Origin of the sequence: Agrobacterium sp. DSM 25558, from assembly GCF_900100825.1 — a bacterium.
Lineage (GTDB): Bacteria > Pseudomonadota > Alphaproteobacteria > Rhizobiales > Rhizobiaceae > Agrobacterium.
In genome coordinates, this window is the sequence record NZ_FMUD01000039.1 from 1 (window position 1) to 22,297 (window position 22,297).

The 22,297-nt window shown below is 54.8% G+C and carries 18 protein-coding genes and 4 pseudogenes; 13 read left to right on the forward strand and 9 right to left on the reverse strand.

Annotated elements, in window-relative coordinates; all coding sequences use genetic code 11:
• The coding region (locus DSM25558_RS23515) for a helix-turn-helix domain-containing protein (protein ID WP_143240229.1) at positions 1-246 on the forward strand (246 nt) is incomplete at its 5' end.
• Here DSM25558_RS23515 and tnpB read toward each other — a convergent pair.
• Positions 221-658: an IS66 family insertion sequence element accessory protein TnpB gene (tnpB, locus tag DSM25558_RS28610; protein WP_077107094.1), complete on the reverse strand. Its 438-nt coding sequence runs from the start codon at positions 656-658 to the stop codon at positions 221-223. The two genes, DSM25558_RS23515 and tnpB, sit on opposite strands and share 26 nt — an antisense overlap.
• Positions 659-1,126: 468 nt before the next feature.
• Between tnpB and DSM25558_RS28615 the strand changes: the two are divergent.
• Positions 1,127-1,411: pseudogene (locus DSM25558_RS28615) on the forward strand (IS701 family transposase); the annotation flags it as partial.
• Between the two features lie 60 nt (positions 1,412-1,471).
• Here DSM25558_RS28615 and DSM25558_RS23535 read toward each other — a convergent pair.
• Positions 1,472-4,612, reverse strand: a complete 3,141-nt coding sequence (locus DSM25558_RS23535) for a PAS domain-containing protein (protein ID WP_083716635.1) — start codon at positions 4,610-4,612, stop codon at positions 1,472-1,474.
• Positions 4,613-4,876: 264 nt separating this feature from the next.
• On the opposite strand from DSM25558_RS23535, the pseudogene DSM25558_RS27940 reads away from it, so the two are divergent.
• Both DSM25558_RS27940 and DSM25558_RS23550 read left to right on the forward strand, forming a co-directional pair.
• Positions 4,877-5,940: pseudogene (locus DSM25558_RS27940) on the forward strand (transposase).
• 6 nt (positions 5,941-5,946) lie between these two features.
• On the forward strand, positions 5,947-7,161 hold the full coding sequence (locus DSM25558_RS23550) for an IS701 family transposase (RefSeq protein WP_083716636.1): 1,215 nt from the start codon (positions 5,947-5,949) through the stop codon (positions 7,159-7,161).
• Between the two features lie 72 nt (positions 7,162-7,233).
• Here the strand turns inward: DSM25558_RS23550 and DSM25558_RS23555 are convergent, their stop codons facing one another.
• Complete coding sequence (locus DSM25558_RS23555) at positions 7,234-7,422, reverse strand: hypothetical protein (protein ID WP_077107098.1); 189 nt, start codon at positions 7,420-7,422, stop codon at positions 7,234-7,236.
• Positions 7,423-7,629: 207 nt separating this feature from the next.
• Positions 7,630-8,829: a GGDEF domain-containing protein gene (locus DSM25558_RS23560; RefSeq protein ID WP_077107099.1), complete on the reverse strand. Its 1,200-nt coding sequence runs from the start codon at positions 8,827-8,829 to the stop codon at positions 7,630-7,632.
• 399 nt (positions 8,830-9,228) lie between these two features.
• Here DSM25558_RS23560 and DSM25558_RS23565 point away from each other — a divergent pair.
• A pseudogene (locus DSM25558_RS23565) lies at positions 9,229-9,387 on the forward strand (integrase core domain-containing protein); the annotation flags it as partial.
• A gap of 104 nt (positions 9,388-9,491) precedes the next feature.
• On the opposite strand, the gene dgoD reads toward DSM25558_RS23565, so the two are convergent.
• Positions 9,492-10,640 (reverse strand): galactonate dehydratase, encoded by a 1,149-nt coding sequence (dgoD, locus tag DSM25558_RS23570; RefSeq protein WP_077107100.1) that lies wholly within the window; start codon positions 10,638-10,640, stop codon positions 9,492-9,494.
• 28 nt (positions 10,641-10,668) lie between these two features.
• The gene (locus DSM25558_RS23575; RefSeq protein ID WP_077107101.1) at positions 10,669-11,430 is read right to left on the reverse strand and encodes a FadR/GntR family transcriptional regulator; all 762 of its coding nucleotides are present in this window, start codon (positions 11,428-11,430) and stop codon (positions 10,669-10,671) included.
• A 206-nt stretch (positions 11,431-11,636) separates the two neighbouring features.
• Between DSM25558_RS23575 and DSM25558_RS23580 the strand changes: the two genes are divergently transcribed.
• From DSM25558_RS23580 to DSM25558_RS28875, 6 genes are all read left to right on the forward strand, one after another.
• Positions 11,637-12,620, forward strand: coding sequence for an arabinose ABC transporter substrate-binding protein (locus DSM25558_RS23580; RefSeq protein ID WP_077107102.1), 984 nt, complete (start codon positions 11,637-11,639; stop codon positions 12,618-12,620).
• Between the two features lie 67 nt (positions 12,621-12,687).
• The gene (araG, locus tag DSM25558_RS23585) at positions 12,688-14,220 is read left to right on the forward strand and encodes an L-arabinose ABC transporter ATP-binding protein AraG (protein ID WP_077107103.1); all 1,533 of its coding nucleotides are present in this window, start codon (positions 12,688-12,690) and stop codon (positions 14,218-14,220) included.
• Positions 14,217-15,164 (forward strand): L-arabinose ABC transporter permease AraH, encoded by a 948-nt coding sequence (gene araH, locus DSM25558_RS23590; protein WP_077107104.1) that lies wholly within the window; start codon positions 14,217-14,219, stop codon positions 15,162-15,164. Before araG ends, araH begins: the two co-directional genes overlap by 4 nt.
• Positions 15,161-16,024: an aldose 1-epimerase gene (locus tag DSM25558_RS23595; protein WP_159442522.1), complete on the forward strand. Its 864-nt coding sequence runs from the start codon at positions 15,161-15,163 to the stop codon at positions 16,022-16,024. The genes araH and DSM25558_RS23595 overlap by 4 nt, the downstream gene beginning before the upstream one ends.
• Positions 16,017-16,796, forward strand: coding sequence for an SDR family oxidoreductase (locus DSM25558_RS23600; RefSeq protein ID WP_077107106.1), 780 nt, complete (start codon positions 16,017-16,019; stop codon positions 16,794-16,796). Before DSM25558_RS23595 ends, DSM25558_RS23600 begins: the two co-directional genes overlap by 8 nt.
• A 38-nt stretch (positions 16,797-16,834) precedes the next feature.
• The gene (locus tag DSM25558_RS28875) at positions 16,835-17,119 is read left to right on the forward strand and encodes a hypothetical protein (RefSeq protein ID WP_159442523.1); all 285 of its coding nucleotides are present in this window, start codon (positions 16,835-16,837) and stop codon (positions 17,117-17,119) included.
• 84 nt (positions 17,120-17,203) lie between these two features.
• On the opposite strand, the gene DSM25558_RS23610 is transcribed toward DSM25558_RS28875, so the two are convergent.
• Complete coding sequence (locus DSM25558_RS23610) at positions 17,204-17,797, reverse strand: helix-turn-helix transcriptional regulator (protein ID WP_244554289.1); 594 nt, start codon at positions 17,795-17,797, stop codon at positions 17,204-17,206.
• A 70-nt stretch (positions 17,798-17,867) separates the two neighbouring features.
• Here DSM25558_RS23610 and DSM25558_RS23615 point away from each other — a divergent pair, with 70 nt between their 5' ends.
• Positions 17,868-18,590, forward strand: a complete 723-nt coding sequence (locus DSM25558_RS23615; RefSeq protein WP_200800793.1) for a ketopantoate reductase family protein — start codon at positions 17,868-17,870, stop codon at positions 18,588-18,590.
• Between the two features lie 370 nt (positions 18,591-18,960).
• On the opposite strand, the gene DSM25558_RS23620 is transcribed toward DSM25558_RS23615, so the two are convergent.
• Positions 18,961-19,932, reverse strand: a complete 972-nt coding sequence (locus DSM25558_RS23620) for an MBL fold metallo-hydrolase (RefSeq protein ID WP_077107108.1) — start codon at positions 19,930-19,932, stop codon at positions 18,961-18,963.
• Between the two features lie 102 nt (positions 19,933-20,034).
• Here DSM25558_RS23620 and DSM25558_RS23625 point away from each other — a divergent pair.
• Positions 20,035-21,022 (forward strand): annotated as a pseudogene (locus DSM25558_RS23625) (LysR substrate-binding domain-containing protein).
• A 193-nt stretch (positions 21,023-21,215) separates the two neighbouring features.
• Here DSM25558_RS23625 and DSM25558_RS23630 read toward each other — a convergent pair.
• Positions 21,216-22,175, reverse strand: coding sequence for a LysR family transcriptional regulator (locus tag DSM25558_RS23630; RefSeq protein WP_077107109.1), 960 nt, complete (start codon positions 22,173-22,175; stop codon positions 21,216-21,218).
• Positions 22,176-22,297 lie beyond the last annotated feature (122 nt).

Sequence of the window (22,297 nt, forward strand, 5' to 3'; positions counted from 1 at the left end):
ATCGAGGCTGTGGACATCGCTTACATACGCGCGGCGCGGGCGCTTTTGGACTGGAGCATAGAAGACTTGTCGGCGAAGGCAGCCGTTTCCGTCTCGACAATCCGGCGCCTGGAGCTTGGTGCCGGTAAAAGGACGAGGCTTCTTCATATGGAGGCAATCCGCAAAGCCTTGGAACAAGGTGGTATACGGTTCGGACATGGCCTGAATGCTGAAATAACCATTAGCCTGGCCAAAGGGATGTCGTAGAGATCAGAGTGTACTTCGTCATGAAAACTGTGCTTGCGACGATTAACTGATCAATTTTTACTTGCGAAGGTCTTGGTTTACCCCCTCGCATGATACGGCGGACATTTGCGCCGAAATCCCAACCGGTATCACCCCACCGCTTGTCGATCCAGTTCAGCATCACGCTGAACTGCAACCCGACCGAGATGCGTATCGAGGCTCTCGACTTGTGAAACAGGCAAAACCCCTGATCGTCCCACCATAAGAGCTTGATCCGGTCGGCGAGCCTGCTGCGGAACCCGAAGATCGCGCCAGAACCAGGCACTTGCCTGATCACTCCCTCGACCAGTGTAGACAATCCGTCGATACCACGACGCATGTCGGTCACTCCGCAGGCCAGATAAACCTGCACATTCCCTGACGGCCCGATCATGCCGCTTCAACACAAGCAATCAATGATGCCAAAGTCTCTCGCTCGATGTTTACCGGTACCTTCAGGCTGCGACCGTTGCGCAACGAGATCCGTACAAACGTTTCCGGGGACACAGTGGATGGCACCTGCCGGGAAGGATCGTTGTCAACAAGACGGACGGGCAAGAACGGCGGTGCGTCATCTCGACCGCAGAGAGTTGTGCGCCAGACAAGAATTTGCGATGGATGAACGTGTCATGCCGACGTGCCCCATCGCAGACACGCGAGCCTGGCCGAGATGCTTCCGCCAGGATGCCTCAGCTTCACCTCCAACGGCCAGCGCCGCCTGCGTTCAATGCCTGAAATAATCTCCATGCGAGCCATACCAACCTCTAAGTTCCCGATCTAATCCCAGCATTAATGCTGGTACTAACGCCAGATCATCGCCTGGCTGGCTCAGTTCGCGAAATGTGTTGGCCGGACGCACACGCTTTGGATGCGTGGCTTGTTGATCCGTCGCAATATCAGCGATGGCGACCTCGCATTCTTCCCGACTTGGTGCCCGGCCGGAACAGGTACTCAGACGCTCGTATCCGTCGAAGATCACCGTTGGGCAATCGAAGATAGCTTCGAGACAGCCAAGAGCGAACTCGGCCTCGATCATAACGAGACCCGCTCGTGGCATGGCTGGCATCGCCATGTCTCGCTCGTCATGCTCGCCTTCGCAATGATGGCTGTGATCCGATATCGCGCCAATAACGCGACACCCCGTTGAGCTTTTACAGACATGACCGTCAGCATTTTTGGTAGTAAACGCTTTCGAGATTTTTATGCGCTAACCCGGCGTTGATGAGTAATTGTCTTGCTGAGTATCTTCAGTGAAGTTAAGTGTTGATGCCCATGTTGAATTGATGGTGCTAATGAGCGCGTTGGCATCATACGGCTTACTCAGGAACCCAGCTCCTAAATAGTTGTCAACTCGGGAAACATCACCGGTGGCAAAAACAATCGCAGCGGTTGGCCGCAAGGTGTGCGCGCGACTGGCGAGTTCTGGGCCAGAAGCACCAGGTAGATTGACATCAGTGACAAGGATATCGAACGGTACCGTCTCGAGTGCCGCCATCGCCTCTTCGGCACTGGCTGCTTCCACCACAATGAAACCTGCATCCTGTAGGATCTCTGCTGTGTTCATCCGGATCAATGCATCATCCTCGACGAGGAGGACTGTAATTTGCGCAGTCAACATGGAGTTGGTCTCAGTTCTCTCCTGCCGCATGGGCTCGTCATTCTTGCTCCGCTGAGCTTGGCTGTCGCCCTCGTCGGTTTTACCGAGGATCGAACGAAATTTGCGGGCCAGTGCCTCGCGAGTGTAAGGCTTTGAAAGAAGGTCCACACCTGTGTCTAATTTGCCGCCGTGGACGATCGAGTTTTCAGTATAACCTGACGTGAATAGGACTGCGATGTTGGGAAGGCGTTCCTTTGCCTTTCGCGCGAGTTCCGGGCTCTTGAGTTTACCCGGCATGACAACATCGGTAAACAACATGTCGATCGGGATACCACTTTCAATGACAATCAGTGCGCTCGTCGCATCCACTGCTTTGAGAACCCGATAACCCAGATCCGAAAGTAGAGCGACGACGGTTTCGCGAACGGCGTCGTCATCTTCGACCACTAGCACCGTTTCCGTGCCACCAGCAACTGGACCGTTCTCGACAGCAACTTCAACATCTTCTGACTCGAGCGCGCGCGGCATGTAGAGCTTGATGGTGGTCCCCTCCCCGACTTCCGAGTAGATTTTGACATGTCCGCCGGACTGCTTAACGAAACCGTAGACCATGGAAAGCCCAAGTCCAGATCCTTTCCCTTCTGCTTTGGTTGTGAAGAATGGCTCAAAGACCTTTTCCATCAATTCCGCAGACATACCGGAGCCAGTGTCGGTGACAGCGAGCATGACATATTGGCCAGGAGTAACCTCATCATGCGAACGGGCGTAGTCATCGTCCAGATGAGCATTGCCGAGTTCGATCGTCAACTTGCCGCGTCCATCCATGGCATCACGGGCATTGATCGCAAGATTTAGTAGTGCATTCTCGACCTGAGCCGGATCAATAAATGTGTTCCAGAGACCGCCGGCAACAATGGTTTCCACTTCTATTGCGTCGCCGATAGCGCGGCGCAGCATATCATCCATCCCCTGAACAAACCGGCTGATGTTGATCACTTTTGGTTCCAGCGCCTGACGGCGGCCGAAGGCCAGAAGCTGGCTGGCAAGCTTCGACCCACGCGAGACACCTGTCATCGCATTCGCTATGCGCGTTTCTGCTCGCGGATTACCCGCGATTTCCTTGGCGAGAAGCTGCAGATTGCCTGACACAACCTGCAAAAGATTGTTGAAGTCGTGGGCAACGCCGCCGGTGAGTTTACCAACGGTTTCCATCTTCTGCGATTGAGCCAGTTTTGCCTCTGCTATCCGCCGCTCGCCGATCTCAGCGATGACGCGGGCCTCCAGATTCTCGTTGACATGGCGCAATTGCTCTTCAGCACGTTCGCGATGGCGAACTTGGCGGACTAACACGTCTGCCTGCTCTCGCAGAGCGGCCTCAGCCGCACGCTGGTGCGTCACGTCGGTGTGCACACCGACCCATTCGACAATATCGCCCGAAACATCAAGAATCGGAATACTGCGGATCGTATAGTGCCGCCAAACGCCGTCATGACGTTTTACACGGTGCTCATGGACAAACATACTTCTAGTTCCGACAGCCTGGTGCCATGCTTCGACAGTAGCGCTCACGTCGTCTGGATGAAGGGCTTTTGACCAGCCGTATCCCTGATACTCTTCGTATTTCTGCCCAGTAAGCCTTGCCCAGCCGTGCTGCTCGCCAATCATTCTGCCGTCTGCGCTATTAGTCCAAAGGACACCGTTGACGGCGTCCATGGCCGTGCGAAACCGACTGTTGCTGATCGCGATCGCTGCTTCTCGCTGGGATCTCTCCTGCACGTCGATACCCAGAATATAAACACCTGGGACCGATCCGTCGGGCTCAATATGAGGCACATAGCGGATCTCCAACCGACGCACCCCACGGCTTCGATGAGACATGTCAGTTTCCGCGATATGTGCTTCGCCCGCCAAACCTCTTGCGATCGAAGCGCGGCGATCTTGATAGGCCTCGTCCCCGAGGACATCGCGCACGTGGCGCCCGACCATTGAAGTCGACTTCACACCGAACCACTCTAGATAAGTGCCATTGGCGAAACGGTAAACATAATCCTGATCGACGTAAGAGATGAGCATCGGCACTGCGTCCGTGACGCGGCGTAACTCTGCTTCACTTTCTGCAAGGCGGGTCTCTGCAGAAACACGCGCGCTATTGTCGACAATGGTGCACATCACACCGCCGACGTCTCCGTCAAAGTCATAGACAGGTGTGTAGAATAAATCGAGATAAAGCGTCTGTATTCCGTGAGCGCGATTGAAAACAATCGGCTGATCATGATGTGAAACCGTTTCTCCGGCCAGGACCCTTTTGAGAATAGCCTGATTCCATTCCCAAACTTCTGGAAATGCTGACGAGACAGGCGCTCCTAGTGCCATTGGGTGGCGCTCACCGGCTATCTCCCGGTATGAATCATTATAGATCATAACATGGCTTGGTCCCCACATCAGCACCTTGGCGACCGGAGAATTTATAATATTGGAAACGGTCGCGCGCATCTCTACGCTCCAACCATCAATTGGACCTACAAAGCTTTTATACCAATCTTTCGTGCGGATCAGTTCGCCACACTCACCCCCACCCTTGAGTACTATCACATCGATGGGTGGAGGTGCAGAGCCTCGGTCGCGCAGGCTGCACAAAGCAGCGCGAACGACCTCGCTTGCATTGGCATAGTCGCCGGTTGCCAAGCTTTCGTTGATGAACCCCTCAAGTTCGGGGGTTAGGGAAACATTGCGGGATTGACGTTGGGTCATAGAATCTCACTGCCACTTCTAGGCGGTTGTGTCAACAAATGTCCGAGAGCTCCATGTGGGCACCATGACAAGGCCGGTTTACGGTGAAAGTGCGACTTGGGAATAACAATATTTTGTAAGCCGTTAGCGATTGAGCACGATCTTGATTCGAGCGCGATAGGTGCTTGGAACTGATCAAGGATTTTTCCAATTGAACTGCACCCCATTTCGACCGGACAGTCGGCATAAGCAGAAAGGCTCAAGCACAGGCTTGAGGACAGGCTTATGTCTAACGAGTATCGACACGTTGAACTGCTGACGGGAGATGTGCGCCGCAGGCGGTGGACAACCGAGCAGAAGCTGACAATGATTGAGCAGAGTTTTGAACCAGGCGAGACGGTATCGTCCACCGCTCGCCGCCATGGCGTTGCGCCCAATTTGCTTTATCGGTGGCGCAGGCTTTTGAGCGAGGGAGGTGCTGCCGCCGTGGATTCTGACGAGCCGGTTGTCGGGAATTCTGAAGTGAAGAAACTGGAGGATCGCGTCCGGGAGCTGGAGCGCATGCTCGGCCGTAAGACGATGGAGGTCGAAATCGTCCGCGAAGCCCGTTCCAAAGCGAACTAAAAAAACGGATATCGCGGCCGATCTTGTTGCCCAATGACGGTTCCCGATGAAGACCGTCGCAGACACTCTGGGCATCTCTCGCTCGAACCTTGTCGAGCGGTTGAAAGGCAGATCAAAGCCACGCGGAGCCTACCACAAGGCCAAGGATGCAGAGCTTCTGCCCATAATCCGCAGACTGGAGAAACATACGGCCCGTTCGCGAAGGCCGCATCCATGATGGCAAGGTCATGGTCATACGCTCAAACCTCCGCTGGTGCTCGGATGGTCTGGAGTTCACCTGCTGGAATGGCGAGGTCATTCGTCTCGCCTTCATCATCGACGCCTTCGACCGCGAGATCATCGCTTGGACGGCAGTCGCCAATGCAGGCATCTCCGGCTCTGACGTGCGCGAAATGATGTTGGAGGAAGTCGAGAAACGCTTCCGCGCAACCCGAGCCCCGCAAGCCATCGAGCATCTCTTTGACAATGGCTCGGCTTATACCGCGCGGGACACGAGGCTGCTCGCCCAGGCACTCAATCTGATACCCTGCTTCACGCCGGTCGCCAGCCTGCAGTCTAACGGCATGTCGGGAGCCTTCGTCAAAACCCTGAAGGGAGACTATATCCGCATAACCCAAGTTCCGGACGCCCAAACAGCGCTTAAGATGGCTTCCCCTCGGCAGTTCATCAGCGCTAAATCAACAATTCATTACAGTTTCGTATTTTTACGATTTCTGAATCTATAGGCCTCCATGATTCGGAGGTCATGGATGATGGGTGCATCGATCGAGACAACGTTGGAACTTTGGGCATCGTCGCTGCGGGACGTTAAGGCGCGTATGCGCGGATTGTTTACGCAGGAGCGCGTTGCAGCATCTGCGAACCTTTTCCTGGACGGCTTGTTAGGTGATGAGCGCCGTAAGACAGGCTGGATGCGCGCTGAGGCGGCTGGCGATCCTGGTCCGTGGCGACAGCAAGCCATTTTGGGTCGTGGACGCTGGGATGCAGACGGACTTCGCGACATTGTGCGCGAGTATGTTGTGGAGTACCTTGCCACAGATGATGCGGTCCTGGTCATTGATGAGACCGGCTTCCTCAAGCAGGGCAAGACATCTTGCGGTGTTTCACGTCAATATACAGGGTCAGCAGGCAAGGTAACGAACTGCCAAATCGGTGTGTTCACCGCCTATGTTTCCGGTCGTGGTCATGCCTTTATAGATCGAGCCTTGTACTTGCCAAAGAGTTGGACCAGCGATCCGGCAAGGCTTGCCGCCGCTCATGTTCCTGAAGCGGTAGCCTTCGCTACCAAGCCTGCCCTCGCTGTCGATATGATTCGGCGGGCGCTGACAGCCAAAGTGCCGTTTTCATGGGTGGCAGCAGATGCTGTGTATGGCGTCGGAGACGTCGAACGAGCGCTGCGCCGAGCCTGCAAAGGTTACGTTCTTGGGGTTAAATCCGACCATCATTTTGGCGCTTGGTCTGGTAAGCCTTTCGTCGCAGGAACCGCTTTTGAGATTGCCCGTGATCTCGATCCGGCTGCATGGCAGCGCCTTTCCGCTGGCGATGGCACAAAAGGCGCGGGGCTGCATGACTGGGCCTACTGCGAACTGGCCGATCTCGATGCCGACGAATACAGTGAGACGCAAACCGGGCTTTGGACGCGTGGCTTGTTGATCCGGCGCAATATCAGCGATGGCGATCTCGCATTCTTCACGACTTGGTGCCCGGCCGGAACAGGCATTCAGACGCTCGTATCCGTCGAAGGTCACCGTTGGGCAATCGAAGATAGCTTCGAGACAGCCAAGAACGAACTCGGCCTCGATCATAACGAGACCCGCTCGCGGCATGGCTGGCATCGCCATGTCTCGCTCGTCATGCTCGCCTTCGCAATGATGGCTGTGATCCGCTATCGCGCCAATAATGCGGCACCCCAAAAAAGACCGAGGATGCCGACCATCAAGATCTGATCCGCTGGTCCATCCAAGAGGTCCGACGCATTGCGAATAAGCTTGCCCAGAGGCGTATAAAGCCCGCCTACATCATCGCATGGTCATGTTGGAGACGAGCGCATCAAGCTGCCGCACGACGCGCTCATTTGAAATCAAAAATGAAATTGTAATGCTAGGAAGATTTGAGGGTATTTCGTGCTCATGTTGCCCGCCGTGATTCGACATAATGTTGGTCATATCATTCCTTTTTTTGGCGAGTTGGCTGTCAGTATTAGCCATCTGAAAGTTTCGGATTAATCACTGCGTATCGGACATTGCTTGCTTCGGCTGGACTGCTTGTACCATCAAACCGACCGATTACACGACGAACGTTTTGGCCCTATCGGCTTTAAGGCATTTTGGAACGGCGTATCCGCGAAGGAATGTCACGGGACGAGGGCTTTCGCTGCCAGCCATTGTTCAAAGGCCAAACGTCAATCGCCCAACTTATAGTGTTGGCTCAATGACAAGGTCAGTCGTTTCGGCAATTCGCGGACGGCCTGTAGTCTCGCCAAAAGCGATAAAGCGGTGAGCGATCCCCTTCACGGCCCTCTTCACGGAGTACAAAGCGCTATCCGCAAAAAGCCTTAGTTGCTCAATTTCTTTCGCATCTTCTGGATAACACGAATAGCCAATACTGACGCCAACTTTCACGACAATCCCGTCTATTTCTATCGGCTCTTCCGCAACGCTTGCTATTAAACGTTCTGTGATATGCATCACATCTTCAGGGGGGAGACCTTTGATAACAATAAGGAACTCATCTCCACCAATACGCGCGACAAGATCACCCGCGCGCACACTGTTTGCGAGCCTGACGCCAACCTCGCGAAGAAGTTTATCTCCAACTAAGTGACCAAATTCGTCATTGGCCTGCTTGAACCCGTCTAGGTCAGCTCCTAGAATTGCAACCCTTGAGTTATTTTCCAAAAGCCCAGCGAGCGCAGCATCAAGTCCTTGTCGGTTGAGCAGTCCAGTTAGGGCATCATGATTAGCGAGAAAGTTGTTTCGAATTTCAGCTTGGAGTGTCGATATCAACGACTTTTGAAAAGTCAAAATAACCTGCATTGCCCCAAGAAAAAAGGGTGGCGTCATTATGACAAGGGCGAAGAGCCAAGGGTCTCCAGAAAGAACCGCACCTGTTTTGAATGGCAGATCACAAAGGCATACTAGCAAAAGTGCGAGACGTGGCGCTGAGAAATTGCGCGCGCATATTGGTCCAATGATTCCCATAATCAAAGTCGCCGATAGTACCATTAGTACCGTATCGCCTGTTTGCATGATAAAGAAGGCGAAGCTGCCTTGAAGAGCACACCACAAGATTGAAAATAGTATAGAAAGGTCAACGAATGGCAATTTTCCAGCAGCCTTTACGTGACTGATATACCTCATGACCATCAAGCGAAGTGTCAGCATTAACAGTTCGAGCGTTACGAAAACCGCGAAAATATTACCGTCATGACGGAAAAAGCCTATGGCTGTTACAAGTGAGCTGTTAACCGAACCCATAATAATGGCTAGAGGTGACGACAGCAGTTGTCCCAGCAGCAACGTCCGCGCCTCTTTTGGTGCATCTATCACAGGATTGAGAAGCCAAAGAACCACACCTATCCGGCTGCGGATATCCGCACGTGAGATTTCCGCCACAAAATTGATCCTCGTTCGCTGCTACTCTTAGAAACAGCGTAGTGCACAACTCTTAAGAATCAAGTATTTTATTCTGATTAAATTGATTATAAATCCGACATTTTAATTATTAAAGTAATATGCCGTGGCGATATTTAATAATAAATAACTATATTTATAGGATATTCTGTTCAGCAGCAGATTTCAATCACGCATGAGCATGTGCTTGAGGCACGGCAACCCACTGCAAGAGATCCCTTCTCGAAGGCATCCATCGCACTACTGCAGCGCCAGTGAAATCTTCTAAACTGTTCGCCCATTGGACCATGGGACCTGCGGCTGGATGATGGGAGCCGGATGAATCGAGAGGTTCACGTCCGGTTCTGGGAGAGCGTGGGGCTGCGATGCCCTACGCCACTCACCTACCTCCACGCCTACAAGACCGTGTCCGAATCCCGCGTCGGCATTGGCCGATATCTGACCTTCTACAATAGCCGACGCCCACATTCATCCCTTGACCGGCAGACGCCGGATCAGGCCTACTTCAACGCGCTGGCACCAATGATGGTGGCGGCATAATCGAGGCGGAAATCCAATTAGCAAAACGCCCGAAACTGTTCAGACAAACCAAACCGGCTCTGTCGGCAAATGCCAACCCTCTTTGGACGATCTCCTCGGCTCACCTACCATTCAGCGACGCTGCCATCCTCGTGCCGCCAAACGGGATTGCGCCATCTGTGGCCCTCTTTGGCGCGCTCAATCACATATGCCTCATCTACTTCAACGCCCAAACCTGGCCCTTGTGGGATGCTGACGAAGCCATCCGCATAGCGGAAGACCTCCTTATTCGATATGTAATCGAGAATATCGTTGGATTTGTTGTAGTGAATGCCGAGGCTTTGTTCCTGAATGAACGCGTTGTGGCTGACAGCATCGACCTGGAGGCAGGCAGCGAGTGCGATAGGGCCAAGCGGGCAATGCGGCGCCAGCGCGACATCGTAGGCCTCGGCCATCGTGGCTATCTTACGGCATTCGGTAATGCCACCCGCATGTGACAGGTCTGGTTGGAGAATATCGACGTAACCATCGGCCAGAACCGACTTGAAATCCCAGCGCGAGTACAGACGTTCGCCCAGCGCGATTGGCGTGGAGCAATGGTTGGCTATTTCCTTCAAGGCTTCCCGGTTTTCGGACAGCACCGGCTCTTCGATGAACAGCAGATTGAATTGCTGCAATTCACGCGCCAAAACTTTGGCCATGGGTCGGTGAACTCGACCATGAAAATCCACGCCGATGCCGATATGCGGCCCTACCGCTTCGCGAATGACGGCGATGGTTTCCACCGCCTTTTCAACTTTATCCCATGTGTCGACGATCTGCATTTCCTCGCAGCCGTTGAGCTTGATCGCCTTGAAGCCGCGCGCCACGACGTCGCGTGCATTGTTGGCCACGTCGGAGGGACGATCACCGCCAATCCACGAATAGACCTTGATCTTGTCGCGCACCTGCCCACCAAGCAGAGCGTGGATCGGCTGCCCGAGCGCCTTGCCCTTGATATCCCACAGTGCCTGATCGATGCCAGCGATCGCACTCATGTGAACAGCACCGCCGCGGTAGAAACCAGCACGATACATGACCTGCCAGTGATCCTCGATCAACATCGGATCTTTGCCGATGAGATAGTCCGATAATTCGTGCACAGCGGCTTCAACCGTCAGCGCACGCCCTTCGACCACCGGCTCACCCCAGCCAACGATGCCTTCATCCGTTTCGATCTTCAGGAACATCCATCGTGGAGGCACGATGTAGGTGGTCAGTTTGGTAATTTTCATCAGGGATACTCGTCTCAGCAGGGCCTGTTCAGGCAGTTGTCGATTTTGGTTGTTTGCGCATGGCAATCGCCAGATCGCGCGAGGCGATGGCGAGCATGCGCTGCGAACAGTCTCGGGCAGCAGCCTTGTCACGCATACGCAAGGCCTCGATCAGAGCGCGGTGAACATCGAGCGCCTCGCTGCGCGTTTCCACGGCCTCGTTCGAGGCCTGGAGCGAAAATTCCAGGGCAGCACTAATGATGCTCGATAGCTGCATGAAAACCTGATTGTGGCTGGCTCTCAAAAGCCCGGTGTGGAAAGCGACATCAGCTCGCGTGAAGGCTGCCACGTCGCCTTCTACGTCACTCATGCGTTGCCATGCATTTTCAATGTCCGCGATCTCCTGAAACGACGCCCGCTCTGCCGCAAGCTCTGCGGCATAGGGCTCGATGGCGCGTCGCGCATCAAGCACGCATTGCAGCAGATCGAGTTCAAAGATGCGCGGGCCTATCCATTCCAGCACCTGCTGATCTAGAATATTCCACTCTTCCTTTTCACAGATCTGTGTACCCACCCGCGAGCGACTGCGGAGCATTCCCTTGGAAGCGAGGATTTTTAGAGATTCGCGGATAACCGTTCGGCTTACGCCGTATCGCACACAGAGTTCGTTCTCCGTGGGCAGCATGGAGCCAACCGGGAAGACGTCGGCGCATATGTCTGATGCAATGGAGCGCGTTACGTTCTTTTGCACTCTGGGACGCTTCAATGGACCGCCTGCCTCGAGCCGGACCTCACGCGCTGCCTCAACCAAATCGTCTCTCCATTCACGGGACGGATGCTTAGCGAAGCACACGTCTGTCATTTCAGTATCAATGTTAGCAGGAGTGTTGCCCAGTCTCTAACCATAACCTCTATCATACACTGATTTTTATTTCATCATACAAATGAAATTGACGGATATGATGAAAAGATTTATGCAGAATGGACCTGCCAAAGCAGTGAACTGGGAGAGAGACAATGGGAATTCTGAAAACAGCCATCCTGGCTGGGACCGTCGCCGTATTCGCTGCGACTTCCGTGTTTGCAGCCGACATCAAGATCGGCTTCATCGTCAAACAGCCGGAAGAGCCTTGGTTCCAAGATGAATGGAAATTCGCGGATGTTGCCGCCAAAGAAAAGGGTTTCACCCTCGTCAAGATCGGCGCTGAAGATGGCGAAAAGGTGCAGTCGGCAATCGATAATCTTGGCGCGCAGGGCGTTCAGGGTTTCATCATCTGCACGCCGGATGTGAAGCTCGGACCCGGCATCGTCGCAAAGGCCGCCGCCAACGATCTGAAGCTGATGACCGTTGACGACCGTCTGGTCAATGCAGACGGCACTCCTATGGAAGATGTCGCGCACATGGGCATCTCCGCCACCAAGATTGGCGACGCGGCTGGCCAGACAATCGTCGATGAAATCAAAAAGCGCGGCTGGAACCCGAGTGAAGTCGGAGCCATCAGAGTGTCCTACGATCAGCTTCCAACAGCGGTTGACCGTGTGGACGGTGCACTTTCTGTATTGAAGGCCGCAGGCTTCCCGGAAGCCAACATCTTTGACGCGCCACAGACCAAGACAGACACTGAAGCTGCGCTCAACGCCGCAACCGTCGTTCTCAACAAGCACGCCAATATCAAAAAGTGGGTTGCAGTCGGCCTCAACGACGAAGCCGTTCTAGGTGCCGTACGCGCGACGGAAAGCGTCGGGATCGCGGCTGACAGCGTGATTGGCGTTGGAATTGGCGGTGCCGAGTCCGCGATCAACGAGTTCAAGAAAGCGGACGCTACCGGCTTCTTTGGCACGGTTATCATTTCTCCGAAACGCCATGGTTATGAGACGGCCCTCAACATGTATGAGTGGGTTGCCAACGACAAGCAGCCGGAAAAGCTGATCCTGACGGCTGGCCAAGTGGCTCTGCGTGATAATTACGAAGCGGTGCGCAAGGATCTCGGCATCGAGTAACGACGACCCGTCGCAGAATGATTGTTCCGGTGACGTGGCGTTACCGGAACACCTCCGGAGCAAGTGAATGCAAGATTTTCTGGAGTTCCGCTCCATTTCCAAAGGATACCCAGGGGTACAAGCCCTGTCGGATATCTCCTTTTCCGTCCGAAAGGGCGCGGTCCATGGACTGATGGGTGAAAACGGCGCTGGCAAATCCACGCTCATCCGTATCCTGTCGGGTGATCAGTCTGCCGACGCAGGTGAGATCGCCATCAATAGTGGAACCCAACACTATCGTTCCGTGCGCGATGCCTTTGATGCGGGCGTCATCGTCATTCACCAGGAACTGCAACTGGTGCCGGAACTGACGGTTGCTGAAAATCTCTGGCTTGGCCGTTTTCCGGGAAAGGCCGGTGTCATCGACAGACGCAAGCTGATCTCAGTCGTCAAGGAAAAGCTGGACGAGATCGGCATCGAGGTCGATCCCTCCAGCAAAGTCGCGGCGCTGTCGATCGGTGAACGGCAGATGGTGGAAATCGCCAAGGCTATCATGGCTGATGCACGTGTCATCGCACTGGATGAGCCGACCTCGTCGCTCTCGTCACGGGAAAGCGAAATCCTTTTTGCCCTGATCGACCGTTTGCGGGCCAAGGGCACCATCATTCTCTACGTATCGCATCGTCTGGACGAGATTTTTCGTCTGTGCGACAGCCTGACCGTGTTGAGAGACGGCAAGCTTGCCGCCCACCATCCAAGCGTTCCCGAAGTCACACGAGACCAGATCATCTCCGAAATGGTCGGGCGCGAGATCAGCAACATTTGGGGCTGGCGTGGGCGCGAACATGGCCCCACTCGTTTGGAAATCAAAGATGTTGCCGGTAGCAAACTACCGGTACCGATCACCTTCTCGGTCAGACAGGGCGAAATTCTGGGATTTTTTGGCCTCATCGGCGCCGGTCGCAGCGAGATGGCCCGCCTTGTCTATGGCGCCGACATCCGCTCGGGCGGCAAGGTCGCAATTGACGGCGTTACACTACCGCCCAACAATCCCCTTCACTCCATCAGGGCCGGGATGGTCCTTTGTCCAGAAGACCGCAAGTCCGATGGTATTGTTCAAGGTCGGTCCATAGAAGAAAACATGACGATTTCCTCCCGTCGACATTTCTCTCCCTTCGGCCTTATTCAGCCGAAGAAGGAGGCTGAACTCGCGGAAAAATTCATCGACAAACTGCGTGTTCGCACACCCTCGCGGAAGCAGGACATCGTCAATCTGTCCGGTGGCAACCAGCAAAAGGTGATCCTTGGCCGCTGGCTTTCCGAGCAGGGCGTCAAGGTTCTCATCATTGACGAACCAACCCGTGGCATCGACGTCGGTGCCAAGTCCGAAATCTATGAAATCCTTTATGAGCTCGCCAGCCAGGGTATGGCCATCATCGTCATTTCCAGCGAATTGCCGGAGGTGATGGGCATCACGGATCGCATCGCCGTGATGTGTCAAGGGCGCATCGCCACCATCGTCGAGCGCGAGCAGTTCGACGAGCGGCTGATCCTTGCCGCTGCCTTGCCCGATATCGCAAATGCAAGTGAACTTCCAGACCAGAAGGTACAGTCACAATGACCTCCTTGAAAAAAATCCTTCTGGGCGAACAGGGCCTTGTTGTCCTCTTTGCTGCAGCCTTCCTGATCGTATCGCTGACGGTCCCCAACTTCCTGACCGAGCGCAATATGCTCGGCCTTCTGCAATCGGTCGTCACCATCGGCATTGTCGCCTGCACCATGATGTTCTGCCTTGCCTCGCGCGATTTCGACCTTTCAGTAGGTTCGACAGTCGCGTTTTCCGGCATGATTGCAGTCATGGCATCCAATGCCACCGGCTCCATCTTTCTGGGTCTGATCGCGGCCATTGCCTGCGGCAGCGCCGTGGGGCTGGTCAATGGTCTGGTCATCGCCCGGTTCAGGATCAACGCTCTGATTACTACGCTCGCCACAATGCAGATTGTGCGCGGTCTGGCCCTGATCTCCTCGGATGGCCGTGCGGTCGGCATCAATGATCCATCCTTCTACCAGCTGGCACTTTCACGGTTTATCGGCATTCCAACGCCGATCTGGGTGATGCTGGCCATGTTCATCATCTTCGGTTTTCTGCTCAACCGCACGGTGTTCGGGAAGAACACGCTCGCGATCGGCGGCAATCCGGAGGCATCGCGCTTGGCAGGCGTCAATGTCGTCAAAATGCGTGTGTGGATTTTCATGGCGCAGGGCCTTGTTTGCGGCATTGCCGGCATTCTGCTTGCATCACGCATCACCTCTGGTCAGCCAAACGCCGCAACCGGCCTTGAGCTTTCTGTTATCTCGGCCTGCGTTCTCGGCGGCGTCTCGCTTGCAGGCGGCCGTGCCGCCATGAGCGGTGTCATTGTCGGCGTGCTGATCATGGGCATTGCAGAAAACGTGATGAACCTCCTCAACATCCAGGCTTTCTATCAATACGTCGTGCGAGGTCTTATTCTGTTGCTCGCCGTCCTCCTCGACAATCTACGATCGTCAGCGGCCGGACGTCGGTGAGCGATCTCTTCTTCCTGAAAAGCGGTAGACTTCACGTTCAGGTCTCGCCTCATGGAGGTGCCATTCGTGGCGCTTCCTATGAGGATATCGACGTCCTCATGGCCGCCGGTGGCCCGCAAGGCGACATGGCGAGCTTTCCACTGGTTCCCTTCGGCAACAGGGTCGAATTTAACCGGTTCCAAATCGGTGACCAGATCCACTGGCTTCAGCCCAACAGCACTGACCCGCTATATCTGCATGGAGATGGCTGGCTGCGGGACTGGCAGGTGGAGGCTGTGGATGACGAAGCAATCGATCTCACATTGCGACAAAAGCCAGACCACATAACCCCTTATGATTATACTGCACGACAACGAATTTCTGTCGACAACGATACGCTACGGTTGGATCTTTCGGTGACGAGCATGGCGGCTGATCCCATGCCGTTCGGCCTCGGGCATCACCCGTTTTTTATCCGCACGCCGCTGACACGCATAACAGCGTCCGTTGCTGATTGCTGGTCGGAACGGGATGGACATCTGCCAGGCGGCAAAGATGCTCTGCCCCATGACCTCAACCTTACCGCTGGAAGTGCATTGCCGAACCGTTTCCTCAACAACGCCTTTGGCGGATGGAACGGGCGCGCATCGATAGACTGGGTGGATTTGGGGCTTGCAGCCGAGATTGACACGACACCACATCACAACGTTTTAATGCTGTACGCACCGCTCGATCGACAGGAATTTTTCTGCCTGGAGCCGATGACCCATCTGCCGAACGGACATCATATGACGAATTTTGGTGGACTGGCCCTTTTGCACCAGGGAATGACAATCCACTCCTGCATGACAATAGAATTTCGGAGGAAAGCCCGTGGCTGACAGGTTGAACGGCAAGCGCATCATGATCACAGGCGCGGCACAGGGCATCGGCTTTGCGATTGCCGAAGCCTGCGCACGGGAAGGCGCTGACCTCCTGCTGATTGACAGGGACAGCGTGCTTCTCAATGAAGCCGTAAGCCGCCTCAGCCAGGCAGATGCCCGTATCCTGCATCACGCTGCCGATATCACACACCGTGAGGCAATCCACGAAGCAGTCACCGAAGCGGGCAAAGAGATCGGCACCATCAATGCCTTGATCAACAATGCCGGCGTGAACGTCTTTGCCGAACCGCTCGCCTCGACAGACGAAGAATGGGATCGTTGCTTCGACATAAATCTGAAAGGTGCGTGGAACTGCTGTCGTGCCGTGCTGCCAGCGATGATCGAAAACAGACATGGCGTCATCCTCAACATTGCCTCCACGCATGCATTCACCATCATCGAGCACACCTTCCCCTATCCTCTCGCCAAGCATGCGCTTCTCGGCATGACGAAATCACTCGGCCTGGAATATGCAAGCCGGGGAATAAGGGTCAACGCGCTTGCGCCTGGCTATGTCGCAACGCAGAAGGTGCTGGACTATTGGGATGGCTTCGCGGACCCTGAAGCCGCAAAGGCCGAAACGCTCAAACTGCATCCTGGTGGTCGAATTGCGACACCAGATGAAATCGCCATGGCAGCCGTCTTCATGATCTCCGATGAGTGCCCGTTCATGAACGCCACCACCCTGACGGTTGACGGTGGATTGAGTGTCCAACAGCATCCTGTTTAAATAATTCAATAGATGGGCCGACAAACAGAGGTCGGGAAGTGGCGGCGCTCTTGAGGGGATACGAACCTTCGACACCGATGTTTCATTGTCAGCGATGTGCTGATCCACCTTGGCTGGATGATACCAAACTGGCGTATCAAGTTATCAAGTGGCGCTTCAACAAGCTGAATATGAAATCTTGCAGGAAGAAAAAAAGCAGGCGCGGCCTTGAACAAGATCGAAAACAAACCGACGCGCAAGCGCCCGATATGGCCGTGGCTGGTATTGCTGGCTTTCACGCTGTTTACGATCTACGCGTATCTCCAGATAACGTCAGCCCTTGACGACATGGTGCGGACGTGGCGGGGCCTCGTCCAGTTGTTCTGGTTAATCATCCCAGATAGGAAGCCTTGAAAGGATTGGAACGTTCAAGAGCCCTTGCGGGCCTGGGACGGAGTGACGCCAAACGCTTTTTTGAGACTTTGAGTAAAGGCACTTTGCGATGCAAATCCCCATTTCTCAGCAATCGCCTTCGCTGAGAGATTTCTGTTTTGATCGAGGTCCTCGCGAGCTTTTTGAAGGCGCAAAGCGCGCTGATACTCGCTGCTCGACTGTCCTACGAAGAGCAAGAAAGAATACTGCAGAGCGCGGACACTGACAGCGCTCAGGCTAGCAAGAAATTCGGGAGAGCTTCTGTCCTCGGGATGTGCTTGGATATAATCGATCGCCCGGGGCACCTGTCTTGGTGCAACCAATGGCAAAGGTGCCTTCAGCTTTTGAGTGTAGTTGTTCGGATAGTTTAAAAGGAAACTATCAATGACCAAATTTCCAACGGCCGAAGAACGTGCATTCAGCGATCCCGCGAGTTGCTGGAACGGTGAATCGCCCTCATCGCTGGCGCCCACCTTAAAGCGATGAAAGCGTTCGGATCCATCGCGACAGGAAAGACACTTGGCTTCTATTCCGAGAGCGTTCCTGATTGGAGCGACGTGCATGAGACATGGCAAACGAGCGGCAAGCAAGTCAGATAATCAAAGACTACTCCCCCTGGTAGGCATCCGGCGAACCCTCCTTCCGCAAGAAAGATAACCGATGAACGCGTTTTCTACTTCAGGCCCACTTCGCATCGCCGTGATTGGCGTTGGCGGCATCGGAAGCACTTTCGCCTTTCACCTGGCCAGTCGTGGTGGCCACGAGGTTATGGTCATTGCAAGACCAGGTTCCGACCGCCTTGGACAACTGCTGACCGATAGCGGGATTGTCAGTACAAAGGGCGAGCATGTTGCAGTCGGCGTCAGTGACAAACTGGACGAAGATCAGCCCTACGATCTTGTCATCGTAACGTTGCTTGCCCATCAGGTCGATGCGGTGCTGCCGGCATTGCAAAGAAGTGCGGCCCGAAACATCCTCTTCATGTTCAACAATTTCGAACCCGAACGCCTGCAGGACGCGATCGGTACAGAGCGCAGCGCCTTCGGAATGCCCTTTGTGCAAGCCAGTTTCGATACTGATGGCAGACTGAAAGCCGTCGTCGGGGCCGCCGGACAGAAAACGAAACTGAGCGACCAGCGCTGGGTCGACCTGTTTTCGCAAGCGGGCCTCCCCGCCGTGCTCGAAACTGACATGCTGCTTTGGCTTCGATGCCACGCGCCGCTCTGCGTCGCATTCGAAAGCATCTCCATCGCAGGTGTAAGGCGTGGCACAGGCGCATCGTGGAAAGAAGCTTTGAACATCGCGCATGGCGTCTACGAGAGCTTCAGGCTGGTAAGAGGGCACGGTTACAGGCTCTTATCCTTCGGGAAAGGCGTGGCTTGATAGAAGCCCGGCTTGGGTCCTCGCCAGTATGCTATGGTCCCTTTCGCGCATCCGTTCTTTTCGCGAACTTCTGGCCACAGGCGCAGGAGAATGCCGCGCATTGATTGATATAATGGCAGAGGCGGCTCCCCGCTCCGATAAAGCAATTTCCGTGGCAAAAATCCTGGCTATGAAACCGGCTGATGGCTGATTCCGGGCGCGCGCAGACCTCACCACGGTTGAACTGTGAATAGTTCGGCTTTGATCACAAGTTCGGACGGCGTGTGCTATAGAACAGAAGCGGAAGCGTCGATCTTCAGCTCTCGCCATTCATCATCCCGCCGACAAAACGATATCTGGCCCCGTCAGTAAGACGGAGCCTGATCCGAACTCAGTAATTGGCACTGTAAACCAGCGGTACCCAGTCGTAGTTCACCTCGTCGCGCCGGACATGGCCAATGCCAGGAAAGGCGTGATGGGCACCGCCCACGAGATATTTCTGATCGGCTGCCTCGGCAAAAGCAACGGAGCGTGCGGCGGCCGCCATCGTCTGGTCCACGTCGAAATCGACGGTGACCTCCGGATGGTCATATTGCAGCACGTCACCATGCGCGATATCACCCCAGAAGACGATCTTCTCGCCCTGACTTTCCACGAAGACGCCACTGTGTCCTGGGGTATGGCCAGCGCGCAGCACCGAGCCAAAACCAGGTAAAGGGGCGGCATCATCTTCAAAGGTTTTGAACTTCTTTGCATCTACGTAAGGGTTGACGCATAGCTCGGCCTGAGCAATCTGCGGACCCAAAACCTTGCCAGCCTTGGCTTGGGCATCGGCTTTCAACCAGAACTCGGCTTCGCGACGGTTGACGTGCAGGATCGCGTTTTCGAACACCCGCTTGCCATTGGCAATAAGTCCGCCGGAATGGTCAGCATGGATGTGCGTGAGGATGACGTCATCAATCTGATCCGCCCTGTAACCCGCGGCCTCGATGTTGGAGACGAGTTTGCCAAGCGCCGGTCCCATAAGATCACCCGTGCCAGCGTCGATCAGAACGAGCCTATCACCGGTGTTGACCAGAAAAGCGTTGACCGAAATTTCCGAACCCGCCTGAAAATGACCGGCGAGATAGGTTTCTGCGTCACTTTCGGTGATGTGCTTGTATATTTTCGACATCGGCAGCTTCACCGTACCGTCAGAGAGCGCGGTGATCTCGTAGTCACCGAGTTTCATGCGATAGAAGCTGGCGGCTTGTTTACCAACCATTGGCACCTTGGCCAAGGCGACGGCTGGCAAGCTGGTCATGGCACCTGCAGCAAGGGCTGCGCCTGCTGTGCTGATGAGAAGGGAACGACGGGTCTGCATGGGAACTCCTGGGCGCTGCGCGGCTTGTTGACGATAAGGTCTTGGAACTGACCTTCAGAGCACGTATGTATCGCGGCACCAGCAATCAAATCGATGTGGCTCATGACGACTATCGATCATTTCAATCTGCGTTCTTTCGATCTAAACCTCCTCGTTGCTTTCGACGCCCTTATTTCGGAAGGGAATGTCACCAAAGCGGCTCGACGGCTGAAGATCCAGCAACCTGCAATGAGCCATTCCCTTTCAACGCTTCGGGTTCTCCTGCAGGACGAATTGTTCATTCGGGTAGGTCAGGTGATGCAGCCGACGGCCCGGGCACGCAGCTTGGCCGCTCCCGTCCGCCATGCCCTTCGCCAGGCACAGATGGCGCTGACCGGCAACTTTGCGTTTGATCCTACGACGGAAGAACGGACGTTTCGCATCGCCATGTCTCCCGAAATCGAGTTGCTGCTGATCCCCGAACTGACGATGCGCCTGCGACGCGACGCACCCGGCATCAAGGTTCTGGCCAGGGTCTTTCCATATGAGGCGATGGAGCCTTCGCTCGAAGATGGCAGCATAGATGTCGCGGTCGGATGTACCTACACGAAGACGAGCCGACGGTATTTTGAGACACTCTACGAACCGGAAATGGCTTGCTGCTATAATCCAGCGTTGCTGGCCTTATCGAACCCGGTGGAACTCTCGGACTATTTATCAGCAGAGCATGCGACCATCTCCCAGAACGAGACATTACAGGGTTGCATCAAGGACGCCTTGGAATTGGCTGGTGTGGAACTGAACGTGATCACGGCCGCACCCAGCTATATGTCTGTGCTTTCGGCGGCGCAGGTCGCACCGGTAATTGCCAACGGTACCGAGCCGGATTGGAGATCGTTACGCGGCACTTCTCGGTCTTGAGGTAAGCCCGGTACCCGTGAGCCTGTCCTTTCCGGCAGTGAAAATGGTCTGGGCGAGCCACGCCGATGGCGATCCTGCAAACGGCTGGCTTCGGCATCAAATTCGCGACATCCTTGGCAGCACCGTAGACCGCCACCAGAATTCAGATGTCCCGGTTAGCGGTGACAGCGTCGTTCCCCATCATTCGTGAAATTGTCATGGTTCTCACAAAGATACGTCGCTTTAACACCGATAAGAGATAACAATATATCGCCTTGAAAGGAAACGAACCTTCAACCCGTGTGCCTGTCGATTTTGCCGTAGCGCATAACGACGCAGTTCTTTAATCATCAGATTTCAGGAGGTCAGCGCATCTCTGCTTTCCTTCTAAGCATCACCCGCAGTCAAATCTTAGACCAACTCTCCGGCATGAGGCCGAGATCCGGATAGAGCCTGTCCACGGCAACAATGTCGTCATTGAGCTCTGCGATCATCCAGTCGCGAACCTGCATGACGATGTCGCGCGCCGGCTTGTCCCGAAGACGGACGAGATGGCATTGGCGGCCTGTTGTCATCAGATGCTCGCGCGCCGGCACGAGTGTCTCGGTTCGCAGCCAATGCGCAACCACGTTCAGCCAGCCGAGTGCCACACCCTGCCCCAGAAGCGCTGCCTGCACCACAATGGCATAGTCGGAAAAGATCATCGAATTGACCACATCGCCCTCGTTAGCCGGAGAAAAGAGGGTGGACCAGTTCGGCTGGGCGTCGCTGAGATTGATCGTGGTGTCGGGGGTTCGCTTGACTTCGCCGCCATCCTGTCCATGACTTTCCCGATAGGACGGGCTGCAGATCGGGATGAGGATTTCCGGCATGATAAAAGCAGCCTCATGCCGCTCATCCGAGCCGCTCACAAAGCGCATCCCGAGATCGACATCGTTAACCGGCCCCGCGAGCGCTCCCATCACCAACTGGAAGCGCAAATCCACTGTCGGAAACTGCTTTTTGAATTCCGGCATGCGCGGCATCATCCAGTGCGTGGTAAAGCCGGTTGAAACCGAGAGGGAGACCGTCTGGATCCCGATGCGCCGGTCGTCAATCTCTCGCAGGGCATTTTCGATTCCCGAAAAGCCACGGGCAATCGCGTCGAACAGTAATCCTCCGGATTCCGTCAAGCCTACGCCCCCAGACTGCCGAACAAACAGCACCGTATCGAGATGCTCCTCCAGTCGTGCGATCATGCGGCTGACGGCAGCGGGCGTCACATTGAGCTCGTCTGCTGCCTTGGAAAAATTTCCGCAGCGTGCAGCAGCCTCGAAAGTAAACAACCCATTCATCGATGGCAAAGAGCGGCGCAAGTTATTCATTACATGATGTAACAGCCTTCTGAACTTTTTTTCAATTGCGGGTTCGTCTTTTCTTTGGTCTGGTGCCAATCACAGAAGGCAAAAGATCTTCGACGAAAACGGGGAACAGAACATATAAAGCC

Bases quoted from the DNA above. Each gene is read 5' to 3' on its own strand.
- tnpB (WP_077107094.1), bottom strand. From the start codon at position 658: ATGATCGGGCCGTCAGGGAATGTGCAGGTTTATCTGGCCTGCGGAGTG.
- DSM25558_RS23535 (WP_083716635.1), bottom strand. From the start codon at position 4,612: ATGACCCAACGTCAATCCCGCAATGTTTCCCTAACCCCCGAACTTGAG.
- DSM25558_RS23550 (WP_083716636.1), top strand. From the start codon at position 5,947: ATGATTCGGAGGTCATGGATGATGGGTGCATCGATCGAGACAACGTTG.
- DSM25558_RS23555 (WP_077107098.1), bottom strand. From the start codon at position 7,422: ATGGCTAATACTGACAGCCAACTCGCCAAAAAAAGGAATGATATGACC.
- dgoD (WP_077107100.1), bottom strand. From the start codon at position 10,640: ATGAAAATTACCAAACTGACCACCTACATCGTGCCTCCACGATGGATG.
- DSM25558_RS23580 (WP_077107102.1), top strand. From the start codon at position 11,637: ATGGGAATTCTGAAAACAGCCATCCTGGCTGGGACCGTCGCCGTATTC.
- araG (WP_077107103.1), top strand. From the start codon at position 12,688: ATGCAAGATTTTCTGGAGTTCCGCTCCATTTCCAAAGGATACCCAGGG.
- araH (WP_077107104.1), top strand. From the start codon at position 14,217: ATGACCTCCTTGAAAAAAATCCTTCTGGGCGAACAGGGCCTTGTTGTC.
- DSM25558_RS23615 (WP_200800793.1), top strand. From the start codon at position 17,868: ATGAACGCGTTTTCTACTTCAGGCCCACTTCGCATCGCCGTGATTGGC.
- DSM25558_RS23620 (WP_077107108.1), bottom strand. From the start codon at position 19,932: ATGCAGACCCGTCGTTCCCTTCTCATCAGCACAGCAGGCGCAGCCCTT.
- DSM25558_RS23630 (WP_077107109.1), bottom strand. From the start codon at position 22,175: ATGAATAACTTGCGCCGCTCTTTGCCATCGATGAATGGGTTGTTTACT.